This is a genomic window from Kitasatospora sp. NPDC017646, from assembly GCF_044329365.1.
In the GTDB taxonomy this organism is placed as follows: Bacteria; Actinomycetota; Actinomycetes; order Streptomycetales; family Streptomycetaceae; genus Kitasatospora.
Genome location: NZ_JBIRJC010000017.1, coordinates 79,675 through 95,527, shown reverse-complemented (window position 1 = coordinate 95,527; position 15,853 = coordinate 79,675). Strand labels below are relative to the sequence as shown.

General features: G+C 74.9%; 14 protein-coding genes. 7 read left to right on the top strand and 7 right to left on the bottom strand.

Translation table 11 applies throughout. From position 1 onward, the window contains the following. Nucleotides 1-50: 50 nt before the first annotated feature. Together ACH4J0_RS25350 and ACH4J0_RS25345 are read right to left on the bottom strand one after the other, a co-directional pair. A complete protein-coding gene (locus ACH4J0_RS25350) occupies nucleotides 51-1,445 on the bottom strand; it encodes an FtsX-like permease family protein (protein ID WP_396242845.1) in 1,395 nt (464 codons plus the stop codon). 2 nt (nucleotides 1,446-1,447) lie between these two features. Next, on the bottom strand, nucleotides 1,448-2,221 hold the full coding sequence (locus tag ACH4J0_RS25345; protein WP_396242844.1) for an ABC transporter ATP-binding protein: 774 nt from the start codon (nucleotides 2,219-2,221) through the stop codon (nucleotides 1,448-1,450). Nucleotides 2,222-3,800: 1,579 nt separating this feature from the next. On the opposite strand from ACH4J0_RS25345, the gene ACH4J0_RS25340 reads away from it, so the two are divergent. The 4 genes from ACH4J0_RS25340 to ACH4J0_RS25325 all read left to right on the top strand — a co-directional run bounded on the left by ACH4J0_RS25340 (nucleotide 3,801) and on the right by ACH4J0_RS25325 (nucleotide 6,569). Next, nucleotides 3,801-4,673, top strand: a complete 873-nt coding sequence (locus ACH4J0_RS25340) for a ketopantoate reductase family protein (RefSeq protein ID WP_396242843.1) — start codon at nucleotides 3,801-3,803, stop codon at nucleotides 4,671-4,673. 55 nt (nucleotides 4,674-4,728) lie between these two features. After that, nucleotides 4,729-5,298, top strand: coding sequence for a DUF6817 domain-containing protein (locus ACH4J0_RS25335; protein ID WP_396242842.1), 570 nt, complete (start codon nucleotides 4,729-4,731; stop codon nucleotides 5,296-5,298). 109 nt (nucleotides 5,299-5,407) lie between these two features. Next, complete coding sequence (locus ACH4J0_RS25330; RefSeq protein WP_396242841.1) at nucleotides 5,408-5,806, top strand: hypothetical protein; 399 nt, start codon at nucleotides 5,408-5,410, stop codon at nucleotides 5,804-5,806. 76 nt (nucleotides 5,807-5,882) lie between these two features. Next, nucleotides 5,883-6,569 (top strand): transcriptional regulator, encoded by a 687-nt coding sequence (locus ACH4J0_RS25325; protein WP_396242840.1) that lies wholly within the window; start codon nucleotides 5,883-5,885, stop codon nucleotides 6,567-6,569. 1 nt (nucleotide 6,570) lies between these two features. On the opposite strand, the gene ACH4J0_RS25320 is transcribed toward ACH4J0_RS25325, so the two are convergent. Next, on the bottom strand, nucleotides 6,571-7,080 hold the full coding sequence (locus ACH4J0_RS25320; protein WP_396242839.1) for a hypothetical protein: 510 nt from the start codon (nucleotides 7,078-7,080) through the stop codon (nucleotides 6,571-6,573). Nucleotides 7,081-7,381: 301 nt separating this feature from the next. Here ACH4J0_RS25320 and ACH4J0_RS25315 point away from each other — a divergent pair, with 301 nt between their 5' ends. Continuing rightward, a complete protein-coding gene (locus ACH4J0_RS25315; RefSeq protein WP_396242838.1) occupies nucleotides 7,382-8,578 on the top strand; it encodes a S1 family peptidase in 1,197 nt (398 codons plus the stop codon). Nucleotides 8,579-8,585: 7 nt separating this feature from the next. Here ACH4J0_RS25315 and ACH4J0_RS25310 read toward each other — a convergent pair whose 3' ends face one another. Both ACH4J0_RS25310 and ACH4J0_RS25305 read right to left on the bottom strand, forming a co-directional pair. Further along, nucleotides 8,586-9,806 (bottom strand): ROK family protein, encoded by a 1,221-nt coding sequence (locus ACH4J0_RS25310; protein ID WP_396242837.1) that lies wholly within the window; start codon nucleotides 9,804-9,806, stop codon nucleotides 8,586-8,588. 195 nt (nucleotides 9,807-10,001) lie between these two features. Continuing rightward, nucleotides 10,002-10,859 carry an SDR family oxidoreductase gene (locus ACH4J0_RS25305; RefSeq protein ID WP_396242836.1) on the bottom strand — a complete coding sequence of 286 codons (858 nt, stop codon included), beginning with the start codon at nucleotides 10,857-10,859 and terminating at the stop codon, nucleotides 10,002-10,004. Between the two features lie 186 nt (nucleotides 10,860-11,045). On the opposite strand from ACH4J0_RS25305, the gene ACH4J0_RS25300 reads away from it, so the two are divergent. Continuing rightward, nucleotides 11,046-12,791, top strand: coding sequence for a PP2C family protein-serine/threonine phosphatase (locus tag ACH4J0_RS25300; protein WP_396242835.1), 1,746 nt, complete (start codon nucleotides 11,046-11,048; stop codon nucleotides 12,789-12,791). Between the two features lie 303 nt (nucleotides 12,792-13,094). On the opposite strand, the gene ACH4J0_RS25295 is transcribed toward ACH4J0_RS25300, so the two are convergent. Together ACH4J0_RS25295 and ACH4J0_RS25290 are read right to left on the bottom strand one after the other, a co-directional pair. Beyond that, nucleotides 13,095-13,325 carry a PLP-dependent transferase gene (locus ACH4J0_RS25295; protein ID WP_396242834.1) on the bottom strand — a complete coding sequence of 77 codons (231 nt, stop codon included), beginning with the start codon at nucleotides 13,323-13,325 and terminating at the stop codon, nucleotides 13,095-13,097. 83 nt (nucleotides 13,326-13,408) lie between these two features. Further along, a complete protein-coding gene (locus ACH4J0_RS25290; RefSeq protein WP_396242833.1) occupies nucleotides 13,409-13,762 on the bottom strand; it encodes a hypothetical protein in 354 nt (117 codons plus the stop codon). 244 nt (nucleotides 13,763-14,006) lie between these two features. Between ACH4J0_RS25290 and ACH4J0_RS25285 the strand changes: the two genes are divergently transcribed. Then, nucleotides 14,007-15,662, top strand: a complete 1,656-nt coding sequence (locus ACH4J0_RS25285; RefSeq protein WP_396242832.1) for an LCP family protein — start codon at nucleotides 14,007-14,009, stop codon at nucleotides 15,660-15,662. The last annotated feature ends 191 nt before the right edge of the window (nucleotides 15,663-15,853 follow it).

Below are 15,853 nucleotides of genomic sequence, written 5' to 3'. Positions count from 1 at the left end.
TGCCTCCCTTCCGGTCTCCGGCACCCTCCCCACCGGGCACGTCCACCTCCTCACCCCCGCTCCCCTCCCACCTGCTCCACGGCGCGCCCACCGATCGCCCAGAGCCCCGTGCCCACGATCCCCGGCACGGTCAGCACCGCCGCACCGGCCACCACCCAGCCGCAGGCCGCGCCGGGCACCACCGGGAGCACCGAGCCGGTGACCGCCCGGCTGAACGCCCCGGTCGCCGCGCCCGCCACGGCCGCCCCCAGCAGCACGCCCACCACCGTGGTCAGCGCGGCCTCGACGGAGAGCATCCGCAGCAGCTGCCGCCGCGTCGCCCCGACCAGCCGGAGCAGCGCGAACTCGCGGCGCCGGTCGGCGGTCAGCGCGACCAGGGTGTTGACCGTGGAGACCGCCGCGAAGCAGACCAGCAGGCCGAGTTCCGCCTGCCGCAGCCAGACGTCGCTCTCCTTGGTGACACTGGTGGCGGCCCCCGTAACCCGGGCCGCCCGCTCCGCGGTGCTGGTCATGATCAGCATGGTGGCCGCGAGTCCGACCAGCAGCGCGACCGGGACCACCGCCGAGGAGAGCCGGGCCGCGTAGCCGCGCAGGTTGGCGTCCGCCAGCCAGCCGGCCCGTGGCAGGAGCAACCGGGCCGGAGCGCCGAGCACCGTCGCCAGCAGCCGAGCCGCGACCGGCCCCAGCAGCGCGACCGCGACCAGCAGCACCAGTGAACCGAGCATGGCCGCCTGCCCCGCCTTGTCCAGCTCTCCGGCCGGTCTGCCGGCGGCCAGCCGCAGCAGCAGGACGCCGCCCGCCAGCACCACTGCGCCGGCCAGCAACCGCACCGCACCCGTCCGGCGCTGTCCGGCGGTGCTGTCGGTCAGCGCGGCCGCCGGGGCGGGCCGGGTGATCCGCCGGGCCGTGAGCGCGGTGGCCGCCAGGCCGACCAGCAGCGCCACCGCGAGCGCGATCAGCATCGGCACCGGCGTCCCGGGTATCCGCAGGCCTGGCGCCGCCATCCCGCGCTGCTGCAGCGCGGCGAGGAAGGCCCGGGCTGCCAGCAGACCGCCCGCGCAGCCGGGGACGGCCGCCAGTAGTACGGTCGCCGTGACCTGGGCCCGCACCAGCCGCCGAATCTGCCGGGGCGTGGCCGCGACCGTCCTCAGCATGGCAAGGTCCCGGTGCTGCTGGCGGAGGGTGAAACCGAGCGCGTTGACCACCACGAACAGCGCCACCAGCACGGCGATCTCGCCGAACGCCCCCGCGATCACCACCAGGCCGGGCCCCGCCACGGCCACCCGCGCCACGGCGCGCGGTGCCGTGACCTGCGCGGCGACCAGCGAGGCGAACAGCGTCACCGCCCCCATCGCCAGCAGCAGCGCCACCGCCAGCCCGGCGAAAGCCGCCGGGCGGCGCCGGATCTGGCCGACCGCCAGGGTCGGCACGGTACCGCTCATCATCCTCACCCTCCCAACCTGCTCAGCCGCTCGCCCACCTGCGCCGCCGTCGGCCGGACCAGTTCGTCGACCAGAACGCCGTCGGCCAGCAACAGCACCCGGTCCGCGTACCCGGCGGCCACCGGATCGTGGGTGACCATCACGCACGTCTGCCCGTCCACGTCCACCCCCGCGCGCAGCAGGTCGAGGATGGCGTGCCCGGTCGCCCGGTCCAGCGCGCCGGTGGGCTCGTCGGCGAACAGCACCTCGGGCCGGGCGACCAGCGCACGCGCGATCGCCACGCGCTGCTGCTGTCCGCCCGAGAGCCCGCCGGGCCGGTGGCGCTCCCGCCCGGCCAGGCCGACGCGGGCGAGCGCCTCCCGCACCCGGGCCCGATCCGGTGGGTACCCGGCCAACCGTCCGGGCAGTTCGACGTTCTGCGCGACCGTCATGGCGGGCATCAGGTTGAAGGCCTGGAAGACGAAACCCACCCTGGTGCGCCGCAGTTCGGCCAGCCGCCGCTCGGGCAGGCCGGACACCTCCGTGTCGCCCCAGCGGACGGTGCCCCGGCTGGGGCGGTCCATCCCGGCCAGGCAGTGCAGCAGGGTGGTCTTGCCCGAACCGGAGGGCCCCATCACCGCCGTGAAGGTGCCAGGTGCGAAGGCCACGGACACCCCGCGCAGCGCCCGGACGGCGGCCGTACCCCGCCCGTACTCGCGGTGCAGCCCCTCGCCGCTGAGTGCCGCACCCGCCACCCCGTCCTGCGCCGCGCCGACGGCGGCTGTCGTCATCCCGTTCATGCCCCCATCCTGGGCATCCGGGACCGTCGGATCGATTGTGCTGGCACCCCGATTCGGGGTTCGGAAAACCGAACCCCGCAGGTGGTGCTACGTCCCCTCGGGCCGGCTCCGTGCCCGCAGCCGCCACACGCGGTCCGCCCGGTGGTCGTACTGGCACTCGTCGGGGCCCGGAACTCGAACGCCCCGGCCACGTCCGGGTGGTCCCGGTGCCCCGGCGCAGCGCCCTCCCGACCGGGACGGTCGCGCTCCGACAGCGCCCGGAGCACCTCCACCAGCACGTCCGTCCCGGGCGGACCGGGCCGCGGCGAGCAGCCTGCTCCCGCTCGGCCGGTGCCGGCCGCAGCCGGGGCTCCTTGCCGAGGACGCCCGGAAGACCGCCGACGAGGCGAGGTCGACGGCCCGCAGCAGCGGCGTCCTCCCCTCCGGCAGCGCGGAGTCGGGGTCGGCGCCGCCCTGGACCGGCGCCTCGGCCACCGCGTGGTCGACCCGGCCACCGCCGCGCACAGCACGGGCAGCCCGTCCGCACCCACGCGTCCGGTGTGATCCGCTACCCCTCCCACTCCCCACCGCGCCCGACCCTAGCCCGCCCGTCCGACGATTCGGGCCCGTTCTTTCCCGCCGTGAAAAACGGGCTCCCGAACGAGCGCCGGAGGAGGAATCATGATCAGGTGACCGTAGACCTGTTGCCCGGCCGCGGCGTTCGCCTGCCCGCCCCGCACGGCGAGCTGTCGCCGGGCGGGGTGCGCCCGGCCTTCACCTGCGGCTCCCGGCGGCCCCTGGTCTTCCGGCTCCCCGAGGTGAGCGTCACGCTCTCCTCCATCGACGGCAACGGCGACGGACATGGCGACCGCGACCGCGCCGCCGACGGCCTGGCCGCTGTCGGAGTGAGCCGGAACCCCAACGACGACCGCCCCGCCTGCCCGGTCGGCTACCTCGGGATCGACGTCTTCCGCTGGCCGGCCCGCGAGTTGGCCGAGGCGCTGCGCGCCGAGGGCCTCCCGCTGCCCGATCCGGACCACGGCACCCCGCGCCGCACCCCCTCCCCCTCCCTCCGCCTCCGCCTCCGCCTCCGCCTCCGCCGGAGCGTGGGACGCCCCACTCGCCCGGGTGCCGGCCGGAAACCACGCCACGGGCCCCCTACTACTTCGACCACGTCTCCCTCCACCGAACCGCGCCCGAGGCCGCCGCATGATCCCGCACCCGACCGGCAGCGCCCCCGGCCCGCACAACGCCGCGTTCAGCCCCCGCCCGAAGCCCTTCGCGCGTGCGGCCGAGCGGCGCCCGCGCGCGCACGCTCTGGCGCCGCGACGGCTACACGAACCCGGCCGCGGCGATCCCGGCCGCGACGGGACGGCCCCGGTCGAGGCGCCCTCGACCTGCTGCCGTTGTCCGCCGATGCCACCCCGCCGATGGACCAACGGGCCTCGCATCCGTACGTCCTGACCTCCGGCTACACGTCGGCTTCGGCTCCCCCGATCCGGACGGCCGAGAAGGCAGCCTCCTCCGGGGCCCCTGCCCGGAGCCTCCTGATCGCCGCTCCACCTGCCCCGAACACCCCGCACACCCTCAAGGAGTCACCATGACGACCACCCCCCTCACCGTCGCCGTCCTCGGACCGGGCGGCGTCGGCGGCCTGATCGGCGGCCTGCTCGCGCGCGACGGCCATCGCGTCGTCTGCCTGGCCGGAGAGCAGACGGCGGACGTCCTCGCCCGGGACGGACTGCACGTGCACAGCAGCCAGTTCGGCGAGTTCACCGCCCGGGTCGAGGCCGCCACCGAGCTGCGCGAACCGGTCGACGCCGCATTCGTGACCGTCAAGGAGACCGCCCTGACGGCCGCGCTCGACCGTATGCCGCCGCAGGCCCTCGGCTCCGGGATCGTGGTGCCGCTGCTCAACGGCCTGGACCACATGGCGCTGCTGCGCGAGCGCTACCCGGCCGGGCGGGTGGTGGCCGGGACGATCCGGGTCGAGGCCACCCGTACCGCCCCCGGCCGGATCGAGCACACCAGCCCGTTCGCGGCCGTCGAACTGGCGGCTCCCGTCGAGGAGTTCGCCGCGCAGTTGCGACACACCGGCCTGGACGTCACGCTGCGCGAGGACGAGACGGCGATGCTCTGGAGCAAGCTGTCCTTCCTTGCTCCCTTCGCTCTGCTGACCACCCGGCACGCCGACGGCATCGGCGTCGTGCGCACCGAACACCGGGGTGAACTCCTGGCCGTGCTGGACGAGATCACCGCCGTCGCCGAGGCGGTCGGCGCCCCGGCCGATGCCCGGACGCTGCTCGCCGCCTTCGACCGGATTCCCGGGGCGATGAAGTCCTCGATGCAGCGCGACGTCGAGGCGGGCCGGCCGACCGAACTCGACGCCATCGGCGGCGCCGTACTGCGGGCCGCCGCCGCGCACTCCGTCCCCACCCCGACCATCACCCGTCTGGTGCGCGAACTGTCGTAGCGGAGTGGCGAAACGCGGTTGCGGGTCGGCGGGCAACAGGAGTAGAACTCCTCGGGTGACGCCAGCCGACCACCGCAGCGCTCCCGCGTGGAGCCACGTCGAGGAGTTCCTCCGCGCCCACGACGCCGACCGGATCCCGCACCCGGGCGGCACCCTGTTGGAGCACCTGGCCAGGGTGGCGGACCTGTTGGCGGCCTGGGGAACCGACTCCGCCGTCCAGGCCGCCGGGCTCTGCCACGCCGCGTACGGGACCGACGGGTTCGACGGCGCCCTGCTGGCGCTCGACGAACGAGAGGTCCTGGTCGAACTCGTGGGCGGCCGCGCCGAGGCGCTCGTCTACCTCTACGCCAGCTGCGGCCGGGCCGCCGTCTACCCGCGCCTGGGCCGGGACGAAGTGCCGCTGTTCCACGACCGGTTCACCGGACAGGACCACACTCCGCCGGAGGAGGACCTGCGCGCCTTCCTGGCCATCACGGCCGCCAACGAACTCGACGTGTTCACCCACAACGCCGAGCTCGCCGACCGCTACGGCTCCGCCCTCTACGAATTCCTGTCCCGCAACCGGGCGTTGCTTCCGGCCGCCGCCTGGGACGCCTGGCACCGGAAGTTCGGGCAAGTGGGCTGACAGCAAATCAGCGTCCGCTGGGAACGGCATCGTTCGCCGACCGTTCACGCGTCATGTCGGAACCACCGCACGAGGACGAGACGTTCTCGAAGGCGGGAGGGATAAAGACATGACAAAGAATCCGTACCGACTTGCAGCCGCCGCGACCGCACTGCTCCTGGCGGCCCCCTTGTTCACCGCGTGCAAGAGCGCCGACCAGGCCCTCGACTGCGGAAAGCGGGCGATCAGCCTCACCGGCGATGTCCAGGACCTCACCGACTCGGCGATCAACGTCGGCCAGATCACCGACGAGAGCCGGCGCAAACACACCGTGGACGCCCTGAAGAAGATCGTCGACGACGTCAAGAAGATCCGCAAGGACGGTGACGGCAAGCTCGACGCAGCCGCCGACAAGCTGTCCAAGGCCGTCGACAAGGCCCAGGACGCCGTCTCCCAGGGCAAGGAACCCGACTTCGCGCCGATCGGCGACGCCGCAGGCGAGCTGACCAAGGCCTGCGCCGGAGCCTGACCCAGCGACCGGGAGCGCCGACCAGTCCGGCGCTCCCGGCCTGTCGCCACCGCCCGACCACCGCAAGGCGGTAGGAATGGGCACCGGACCGAACCGCACCCCGGAGGCACCGGTGAACCACCCGATCCTCGACCAGATCCAGCGGCTGCGCGCCGAACTGGCCCCCGGCGACTCCGCTCCCGCCCTGGTCACGGCACTCGCCGACGGCAGCGCCCCGCTCACGGCGGTGGCCGAACTCGCCGCCCAGCAGCGGCGGATCATCACCTCCGACCGGCGCAGCCTGCTGCTGCTCGCCACCCGCTGCGCCGACCGGCCGCTCGGCGCCTGGTTCGCCACCCTCGCCGAGGGCGAGAGCGCCGCGCTGCGCACCCTGCCCGCGCTGGCCGCCGCCTGCGGCCCGGACGGCCGGGCGGTGGCCGCCCGGCCGCCGCTGCCCGGCTGCCAGGCCTACCCGGCCTACCTGGCCTGGCTCGCGCTGAACAGCGTCCCGCCCGCCGCGGCCGCCGCCCTGGTGGCCAACTTCGCGGCCTGGGGCGGTTATTGCGCCACCATCGCCCAGGGCCTGCGTCGCCACCACGGCTTCTCCGACGAGGCCTGCGCGTTCTTCGACTTCTTCGCGCAACCGGCGACCGAACTGGAGCAGCAGGCCGCCGACGCCCTCGGGCCGGACCCGCTGGACGGCCACACCCTGGCCACCGCAGGGGAGTACGGTCTGCTGCTCCAGGCCTACGAGCACCTGTTCTGGTCCACCCTGGGCGGGTGACTCACGCCTGCCAGTGCGGCTTGCCGCTGACCATCCGGCAGTAGATCACCTGTCCGTTGGCGTCGTGGGTGCTCCGGCCCAGGTCGTCGTTGCGGCAGAACTGCCCGACCGCGTAGCAGTTGCCCGCGCTGGAGCGGATCTCGCACCCCGAACCGCCGGCCGCCGCCTGGGTGTGCTCCGGCTCGGTCGGCGGCTGCGCCGTGGTCACCTTGGGCTGCGGCTTGGCGGCGGGCGTCTGCGGGTGGGCGGCGGACGGGGCCGAGGACGGCGGGGCTGCCGGTGAGGGCGGCGGCGTCGACGGCGTGACCACCGGCGGGGCGGGGACCGTCGCCACGGGCGCGCTCGGCGCGGTGGCGACGGTCGAAGCGGCCGTGGTGGTCGGCGCGGCGGACGCCTTGCCGTCCACCGCCGACGGGTCGCAACCGGTCAGCACCAGGCCGACGGTGAGGACGAGTCCGGCGAATCCGGCCAGGCCGGCCGCGCGGCGGCGCCCGGGTATCCGTGAAGTCATGGGGGGGAGAACGCTCCGTTCCGTATGGGCGAGGCGTGCGAGTCAAGCAGAACCCGCACACGCGGCGGCCACGGTTTCCCCACTCGTTGGCAGATCGAGACATTCCGGCCACCGGACGCGACGGACGCCACCTCGGCCGATGACCGCCGGAGCACCTCGCCGCCCTCTCCTGGGATATAGCGCAGGAGCGCGGGGCGTTATGACATGTTCCAGCCAGCACAGGCGGATCGCTACGGTTCCGGCAACCCCCACGCCGAACCCCCACGCCGAACGACACCCCCACGCCGAACGAGGAGACCCCATGCTCCGGATCCGTGCGCTCGCCGTCGCCGCCGCCTTCGCGACCGTCGCGCTCACCGCAGCACCGGCCGTCAGCGCTCCCGCTGACGACCCGTCCATAGCCGCCGCCCTGGCCGCCCCCGTCCCCGCCGCCGCCCGCACCGCCGCCGTACCGCCCGCCGTACCGCCCGCCGTGCTGCACGCGATGCAGCGCGACCTCGGGCTCGCCCCGCAGGCCGCCGCCGACCGGATCGACCGGGAGAGCCGGGCCGCCGCCGTCCAGCAGGCGCTCACCCGGGCGCTCGGCGACCGCTGGGCCGGCGCCTGGATCGACGGGCCGCGGGCCGAGTTGGTGGTCGCCACCACGGACGCCTCCGCCGCCCGTACCATCACCGCCCACGGGGGCCGGGCGACCGTCGTCCAGCACCCGCTGTGGGCACTGGACCAGGCCAAGGACGCGCTCGACCAGGCCTCCCGGGCGGCCGCGCCCGAGGCCACCCCACTCTGGTACGTCGACGTCCGGTCCAACACCGTCGTGGTGCAGTCCGCCGACGACGCCCGCACCGAGGCCTTCCTCGACCAGTCCGGAGTGGACCGCGCGCTGGTCCGGGCCGAGCGGGCCACCGCCACGCCCCGTCCGCTCGCCGACCTGCACGGCGGGGACGCGTACTACATCGACGACGCCGCCCGCTGCTCGATCGGCTTCCCGGTCACCCAGGGCGGCCGGCCCGGCTTCGTCAGCGCCGGCCACTGCGGCCAGCCCGGCTCCAACGCGACTGCTTCCGACGGCAGTTCGATCGGCACCTTCCAGGGCTCGACCTTCCCGGGCAACGACTGGTCCTGGGTGGCGGCCGGCCCGGAGTGGACCGCCCAGCCGCAGGTGAACGACTACGCGGGCGGTGCGGTGACGGTGGGCGGCTCGTCCGAGCAGCCGGTCGGCGGCTCGGTGTGCCGATCCGGCTCCACCACCGGCTGGCACTGCGGCAGTGTCGAGGAGCAGAACGCCACCGTCAACTACCAGGAGGGCAGCGTCTACGGCGTCACCCGTACCGACGTGTGCGCCGAACCGGGGGACTCCGGCGGCTCGTTCATCTCCGGCGACCAGGCGCAGGGTGTGACCTCGGGCGGCTCCGGCGACTGCACCTCGGGCGGTGAGACCTACTTCCAGCCGGTCAACCCGATCCTCAGCGCCTACGGCCTGACCCTGGCCACCGGCTGACGCCCGGTCACAGCTCCGCCGTCCGGCGCTCGAACACCTCGGGGCGGGCGGTCTCCAGCGCCGTGGAGACCGCGCCGAGGAGCACCGCCTCCTTCCCCAGGAGGCTCGCTGCGAGCGTCGGACGCATCGGGGCGAAGCGGCGCAGGGCCTGCTCCAGCGGTTCCAGCAGCAGGTCCGCGCTGCTGCCGATGCCGCCGCCGAGCACCAGCAGGTCCGGGTCGAGCACCGCGGACAGCACGGCGACGGCGTAGGCGAGCCGCTCCGCCTCCCACCGCACCGCCCGGAGCGCCGCGCCGTCACCGGCCCGGGCCCGCTCGAAGACCCGCTTGGCGGTCAACTGCCGCCCGCCCGCGCCCTCCAGCCCGAACCCCCGGGCGGCCCGCACCACCGCGTCCGCCGCGGCCTCCTGTTCCAGCGTCGTCCCGGCCCGCTCGCCCGCGGGGGCGGGCAGCGGCACCAGGCCGATCTCGCCCAGCGCGCCGTGCGCGCCGAGCAGCAGCTCGCCGTCCTTGACCACGCCCAGTCCCAGCCCGGTGCCGACCAGCAGGTAGGCGAACATCCGGCTGCCCCGCCCGGCGCCGAGGGTGTACTCGCCGAGCGCGGCCAGGTTGGCGTCGTTGGCCACCGTGACAGCCGTGCCCAGCCCCTCGCCGATCCGGTCGAACAGCCCCGGCCGTCCCCAGCCGGGCAGGCTGGTGGCGTACCGGACGCCGCGCTGCTCCTCGTCCCACACCCCGGGCGTGCCGATCACCGCGTGCACGACGTCCGCGGCGCTCAGACCGGCTTCGGCGGTCGCCTCGTGCGCGGCGGCGACCACGGCGTCCGCGACGGCGTCCGCCGTCCTCCCCCGGTTGGCCACGTCCCGCCGGGCGACCACGGTCCCGGCGAGGTCCGCCACGGCGACCCGCAGCCGGGCCCGGCCGATGTCCACGCCCAGCACGTGGCCGGCGGTCGGGTCGACCTCGTACAGCACCGCGGTGCGGCCGCGCTCGGGGGAGACCCGCCCGGCCTCGCGGACCAGCCCGGCCCGCTCCAGGTCGGCCAGCGCGGCGGATACGGTGGGCTTGGACAGACCGGTGTCCCGGGCCAGTTGGGCCCGGGAGGTGCCACCGCCGGTGCGCAGCAGCTCCAGCAGCAGCCACTCGTTGTTGCTGCGCAGCCGCTGCCGGTTCCACGGCACCCCCGGGGCCCCTGCCGCCGGTCGACTGGTCGGCTGGTGGGGGCTCATCGGTTCCTCCGGTCTGGGCTGCTGACGGGCCGCCACGGGTGGACCGTGACGGGCGGTCCACGACGGACCTTCCGGTGCCGACGGGCGGTGGCCCTGACACCGCCCGTGGCGCCCGGTGCCGGGCGCCGCCGCCCAAGTATGACCGGTGATCACCCGGCGCCGACCGCGCGCACCCTCCCCGGCCGTGCCCCGGCGTCAGGCGCCGGCGGACCCGACCCAGCCGCCCGTCATCCCCAGCACCGCCGAACCGTCCCGGTCGGCCAGCTTGACCCCGACGAACGCCCGGGCCGTCTCAGAGGTCTGCAAGCGCAGCGGCGGCCGCTCGGCGGTCAGCGCCGCGACGATCGGGGCGGCCGCCTCCTCCGGGGTCTGGGCGCTGTCGAAGGCCTGCCGCGCCCGGTCGACGTACGCCCGCAGGGCCGGGCCGTACGGGCCGGCGGCGGTGATCAGCGCGGGCACGTCGAGGTTCTGGTTGCCGACGAACTCGCTGGCCACCGCGCCGGGTTCGACCAGAGTGACGGCCACCCCGACGGTGGCCGCGACCGGGGCCAGCGACTCCATGAAGCCCTCGACGGCGAACTTGGCCGCGCAGTAGGCCTCGTTGAAGGGCTGTCCGACCAGGCCGCCGACGCTGGTCACGGTGACCACCCGGCCACCGCTGGCCCGCAGGTGCGGCATCGCGGCCCGGGTCACCTCGACCACGCCGAAGTAGTTGACCTCCATGGCGGCGCGCACCGGCGCCATCCCGTCCTGCTCGATCGTGCCGAGGAAGCCCGCGCCCGCGTTGTTGACGACGGCGTCCAGCCGCCCGTGGCGGTCGAGGACGGTGTCCAGGCAGTCCGCGACGGAGGCCGGGTCGGTGACGTCCAGCCGCTCGACCTCGATCCGGTCGGCGACGCCCGCCGTCTCCGCCGCGCGGAGCAGGTTCCCGGCCCGTCCGGTGTCACGCATGGTCGCGATCACGCGGTAGTCGGCGCCGGCGGCGGCCACGGCCGCGGCGAGGCCGATCCCCGAGGAGGTGCCGGTGATCAGAACGGTGCGGTGGGTTGCCATGCGGGGGTCCTCCTCCCGGCCTCCGGGGTGGCTCCCGGACGCCGACGACTGTGTGCGTGCACACGCACCCTACAAGTGTGTGCACGCGCACGCAACCCGCCTGGGCCCGGCAGGACAAGGTCTCCGGCCAGTCAAGGTTTCACCCAGTCGTGGGCGCGCCGCACCCCGGCGCGTGATCATGGATTCATGCAGCACCGGCACGGCAACCGGGCACAGGGCGCGCCGCCCCCGCCCCCGGACGCCCGTTCCCTGGCGGCGACCGCGGCGGCCCTCGCCGCGAGCCTCGGCTCGGTCACCGACAGTGGCCGGATCCATACCGATCCGGACGAGCTGCGCGACGTGCTCGCCGCCGCCCCCGTCGCCGTCGCCCTGCTCGACGAACACCTGCGCTGGCGCCACCTCAACGCCGCCTTCACCGCCGTCACCGGACTGTGTCGCGCCGACCTGATCGGCCGCACCGCCGAGACCACCGCCTTCGGCGGCGCCGTCGGCCCGCTGCGCCGCGTCCTCGCCGACGGACACGACCACGAACACGTCACCGGCGGCCCGGAGAGCGCCGGCTCCCCCGTCCCGCCCGGCCTTCGGGTGCGCTACCGGGCGCTGCGGCAGGCCGGGCGGACCACCGGCGTCATCGTCGTCGTCCTGGACGACCCCGACCCGGCCCGCGAGCACCTGCGCGAACTCCACCGGGCCCGCGCCCGGCTCGCCCTGCTGGACGCCGCCGCAGAACGGATCGGCACCACCCTCGACGCCACCACCACCTGCGCCGAACTCGCCGCCTTCACCGTGCCCGGCCTCGCCGACCTCGCCACCGTCGACGTACTGCCCCTCGAAGCCGACGCCGCCCGCCCCGGCCGGACCGGCGCCCAGCGACTGCACCGCGCCGCCGTACGGGCCGTGCCCGCGATGGACGCCGCCCTCGCCGAGCTGCCCCGTCCCGGCGAGTCCGTCCGCCACCGGGAGGGCACGGCGGTCGCCCGGTGCCTGGTGACCGGCGCCGCCGTCCTCACCGAGCCCGGCCCGGCGGACGCCTGCCCGGCCGGCACCGCCTCCCTGCTCGTCCTGCCGCTCGTCACCCGCGGCCACCTGGTCGGGGTGCTCACCCTCGGCCGCACCGCCACCGCGCCGGCCTTCACCCCCGAGGAGGCCGACCTGCTCGGCGGCCTCACCGCCCGCGCCGCCACCGCCATCGACCACGCCCGCCGCTACACCCGCTCCCAGGGCATCGCGCTCGAACTCCAGCGCGCACTGTTGAGCGAGCCCGGCAACCCGCACCAGAACCTCGCCCTCGCCTCCCGCTACCTGCCCTCCGGCAGCAGCTCGGTGGTCGGCGGCGACTGGTACGAGACGGTCCGCCTGCCCTTCGGCCGCACCCTGCTGGCGATGGGCGACGTCATGGGGCACGGCGTCGAGGCCGCCGTCGACATGAGCCACTACCGCTCGGCGCTGCGCGACATCGCCGGCACGGACCTGCCCCCGCACCGCATCCTGCGCCAGCTCGACACCGTCATCTCAGCCGACGACACCGCCCGCCCCGCCACCTGCCTGCTGGCCCTCGCCGACCCCGGCCGCGCCCGCTGGACCCTCTCCAGCGCCGGCCACCTGCCGCCCGCCCTGATCACTCCGGACCGCCCCACGGAACTGCTGCGCGTCCCCACCGGACCACCGCTGGGCACCGGCCTCGGCGGCTACGAGCAGGCCACCCATCCGCTCGACCCCGGACAGACCCTGCTCCTCTACACCGACGGCCTGGTCGAACGCCGCCACGAGGACATCGACACCTCACTGGAACGCCTCGCCGCCCTCCGCCTCCCCGCCGCCGGCGACCTCGACGACCTCCTCGACGCCGTCCTCCACTCACTCGCCCCACCCCCGGCCCCCGCCGCCGAGGACGACGTCGCCCTCCTCGCCGCCCGCCCCAGACCCCGCTGACGGCCGCACCCGAACTCCTTCGGTCCGAAGCCCCGGACGGCTTTCGGGCAGCCGCCGGTACCGGGCGGTCCTGGTCGCCCTGGGGATCGCCGGCCCGGCCCGGTCCACGGCGAGCACCTCCTCCCGGCCCGGCCAGGTGGCGTCGAACGCCGACCCCAGGAGGCGTGCCCGGCACGGGCGGTCCCCGTGGTCGAGGCGGGTCCACGGTGCGGCATTCCACGGAACCTCGGAGGTCCGTTCCCACGGGCCGGATCATGCCCGGGGGAACGGCTCCGCCGCACTGCGGTCACCGCCCAGCCGGCGTCAGACCTTCGCGAGGGCCTGTTCGACGTCCGCCCACAGGTCTTCCGGGTGCTCGATGCCCACCGACACCCCGACCGTGCCGGCGCCGATGCCGGCCGCCGCCAACTCCTCGTCCGACTGCTGCCGGTGGGAGGTGCTCGCCGGGTGGAGCACCAGGGTGTGGACGCCGCCGGAGCGAGGGTGCCAGCGCGGGTGCCGGCGCGGCCAGGCACACGGACTCGGTGAAGGCACGGGCCGCCTCGCGGCCGCCGGCCAGGTCGAAGGCGTCATCAGCGGCGACTCGCCGATCGGCTCGCCGACGGCTCAGCGGCGGCTCAGCGGCGGCGGAAGAGCCGTCGCACGAAGTGGACGATGCCCCAGATCAGCAGGACGACGACCAGGATGATCAGGATGACCACCACCAGCAGGAACTTGCCGAGCTTGGCGAAGAAGCCGGACTTCTTCTTCTCCTGCTTGGCCGCGACGTGCGTGACCTGGGTGACCTGGGTGACCTGCCGCCCCTGCGCCGCCCGCGAAACCTGCGTGACATGCGCCACACCCACAGGCGCCGCGCCCGGCGTGACGGCCGCGCTCCCCGCGGCGGTTCGAGTGGCGGCCACCGCCGTCGCGCTCGACGCCGCGGCGCTGAGACCGACGGCGGCCAGCAGCGCCACCAGGGCGCCGGCCATCGAACGTACGATCCGGTGAGTCATCGTGCTCCTCGTGCGGGTACGGAGCCACGGAGATGAGACCCGGCCGACCTTCTCTCATGGTCTGACCAGTGTTTTTCTCATCTACGCTTAGTATGCTCCTCTGAAAGTTCTACAGCGGTGTAAAAGTTTAGCGAAGGGCCGGCCCGGATCCGCTCCGACCCAGGACCACGCAAGCCACCGCTTCGACGGGGGTTCCGTGGCAACTGTGGAGGATGACGCCGTGTCGGGTCGCAGGGGTTCCACCGAGACCGAGAATTCGCCGCACCGGGCCGGCGGACGCAGAGCCGCCGGCCGTACAGCCGACCCGGGCAAGGGCGGTACGGACAAGGACATATCCGACAGCCGCCCCGCCAGTCGGGCCAAGCCGAAGCGCAAACGCAGCACCAAGCAGAAGGTGCTCTGGGTCACCGCCGGCTGCACCGCCCTCCTGGTGCTCGCCGGCGGCGCCGTCTACTACCGCCTGAACAGCAACATCAGCACCTTCGACGGCGACGCCCTCAGCAAGGACCGCCCGGAGGCCGCCGCGCCGGACGCCCAGGGCCGCACCCCGGTGAACGTCCTGCTGATCGGCTCGGACAGCCGCGGCAACGGCAACAGCGACCTGGGTGGCGGCGGGGACGACGGCGCCCGCTCGGACACCGCGATCCTCTTGCACATCTACGCCGACCACAAGCACGCCGTCGGCATCTCGATCCCCCGTGACTCCCTGGTCAACATCCCGCCGTGCAAGCTCCCCAACGGCAAGTGGACCAAGGAGCAGACCAATGTGATGTTCAACAGCGCCTTCTCGGTGGGCAACACCGACCAGGGCAACCCGGCGTGCACCCAGAACGCCGTCGAGAAGCTCACCAACCTGCGCGTCGACCACACCATCGTGGTCGACTTCAGCGGCTTCGCCGCGATGACCTCCGCGGTCGGCGGCGTCGAGGTCTGCCTGCCCAACAACATCTACGAGGGGGACCTCAACCCCAACCTGGGCCACAAGGGCAAGCTGGTCTTCGCCAAGGGCAAGCAGAAGGTCGAGGGCCAGGCCGCACTGGACTACGTCCGGGTCCGCCACGGCATCGGCGACGGCTCCGACATCGGCCGCACCAAGCGCCAGCAGGCGTTCCTCTCCTCCCTCATCAAGGAGGTCAAGTCGCGCGGCATGGACCCGACCACCCTGCTGCCGCTCGCCGACGCGGCGACCAAGTCGCTGACCGTCGACCCCGACCTCGGCTCGGCCGCCAAGCTGATGTCCTTCGCCATGTCGATCAAGGACGTCAACCTGCACGACGTCAAGTTCCTGACCGCGCCCTGGCGTTACGAGGGCCCCCGGGTCGCCCTGGTGCACCCCGACGTGGACGAGCTCTGGGCCGCGCTCAAGGCCGACCGCACCATCGACGGCCAGGACGCCAGCGCCCAGAGCCCGGCCGCCACCGACTCCGCCGCCCCCAGCGCCCCGCCCACCGCCGAGGCCACGCCCACCCCCACCGCGGACGCCAGGAACGCCGAGATCAAGGTCGCCGTGCTCAACAGCACCGGCGAGAGCGGTATCGGCAGCAAGGGGGCCGAGGCCGTCAAGGGCGCCGGCTACACCGTCACGACCGTCGGCAACGCGGCCGGAAAGCCGCGCAGCACCACCGTGGTCGAGTACGGCACGGGCGAGCGCGGCGCCGCCGAGTCGGTCGCGAAGCTGTTCCCGGGCGCGACCGTCCAGCCCGGCGGCCGCGGGCTGAGCGTGGTGCTCGGCCACGACTTCGCCGCCGCCAACCCGCCTTCCGCCGCCACCTCGGCACCCGGTGCGCCCAGCGCCCCGGCCCCTCTGCCGACCAGTGTCAGCGGCACCGCCCGCTCGGCGGACGACGACCCGTGCGCCAACGTGTCGTACGGCTGAGCCGCCTCGCGGCACCGAAGGAACGGGCGGGGGGGGGGGGGGGCCCCCCGGGGGGGGGGGGCCCCCCCCCGCGGGGGGGCCGCCCCCCCCCCCCCCCGCCCCCCCGCGGCCCCCGCCCCCCCCCCCCCCCCCCGCGGGGGCGGGAGGGGCGGGGGTTGCTGCTGTGGGGGTGGTGGCCGTGGTGGTGGTCC

What these genes read in the sequence shown, in the direction of transcription:
- ACH4J0_RS25350 (WP_396242845.1), bottom strand. Translation starts at nt 1,445, where the DNA reads ATGATGAGCGGTACCGTGCCGACCCTGGCGGTCGGCCAGATCCGGCGC.
- ACH4J0_RS25345 (WP_396242844.1), bottom strand. Translation starts at nt 2,221, where the DNA reads ATGAACGGGATGACGACAGCCGCCGTCGGCGCGGCGCAGGACGGGGTG.
- ACH4J0_RS25340 (WP_396242843.1), top strand. Translation starts at nt 3,801, where the DNA reads ATGACGACCACCCCCCTCACCGTCGCCGTCCTCGGACCGGGCGGCGTC.
- ACH4J0_RS25330 (WP_396242841.1), top strand. Translation starts at nt 5,408, where the DNA reads ATGACAAAGAATCCGTACCGACTTGCAGCCGCCGCGACCGCACTGCTC.
- ACH4J0_RS25325 (WP_396242840.1), top strand. Translation starts at nt 5,883, where the DNA reads ATGGGCACCGGACCGAACCGCACCCCGGAGGCACCGGTGAACCACCCG.
- ACH4J0_RS25320 (WP_396242839.1), bottom strand. Translation starts at nt 7,080, where the DNA reads ATGACTTCACGGATACCCGGGCGCCGCCGCGCGGCCGGCCTGGCCGGA.
- ACH4J0_RS25315 (WP_396242838.1), top strand. Translation starts at nt 7,382, where the DNA reads ATGCTCCGGATCCGTGCGCTCGCCGTCGCCGCCGCCTTCGCGACCGTC.
- ACH4J0_RS25310 (WP_396242837.1), bottom strand. Translation starts at nt 9,806, where the DNA reads ATGAGCCCCCACCAGCCGACCAGTCGACCGGCGGCAGGGGCCCCGGGG.
- ACH4J0_RS25305 (WP_396242836.1), bottom strand. Translation starts at nt 10,859, where the DNA reads ATGGCAACCCACCGCACCGTTCTGATCACCGGCACCTCCTCGGGGATC.
- ACH4J0_RS25300 (WP_396242835.1), top strand. Translation starts at nt 11,046, where the DNA reads ATGCAGCACCGGCACGGCAACCGGGCACAGGGCGCGCCGCCCCCGCCC.
- ACH4J0_RS25290 (WP_396242833.1), bottom strand. Translation starts at nt 13,762, where the DNA reads ATGGCCGGCGCCCTGGTGGCGCTGCTGGCCGCCGTCGGTCTCAGCGCC.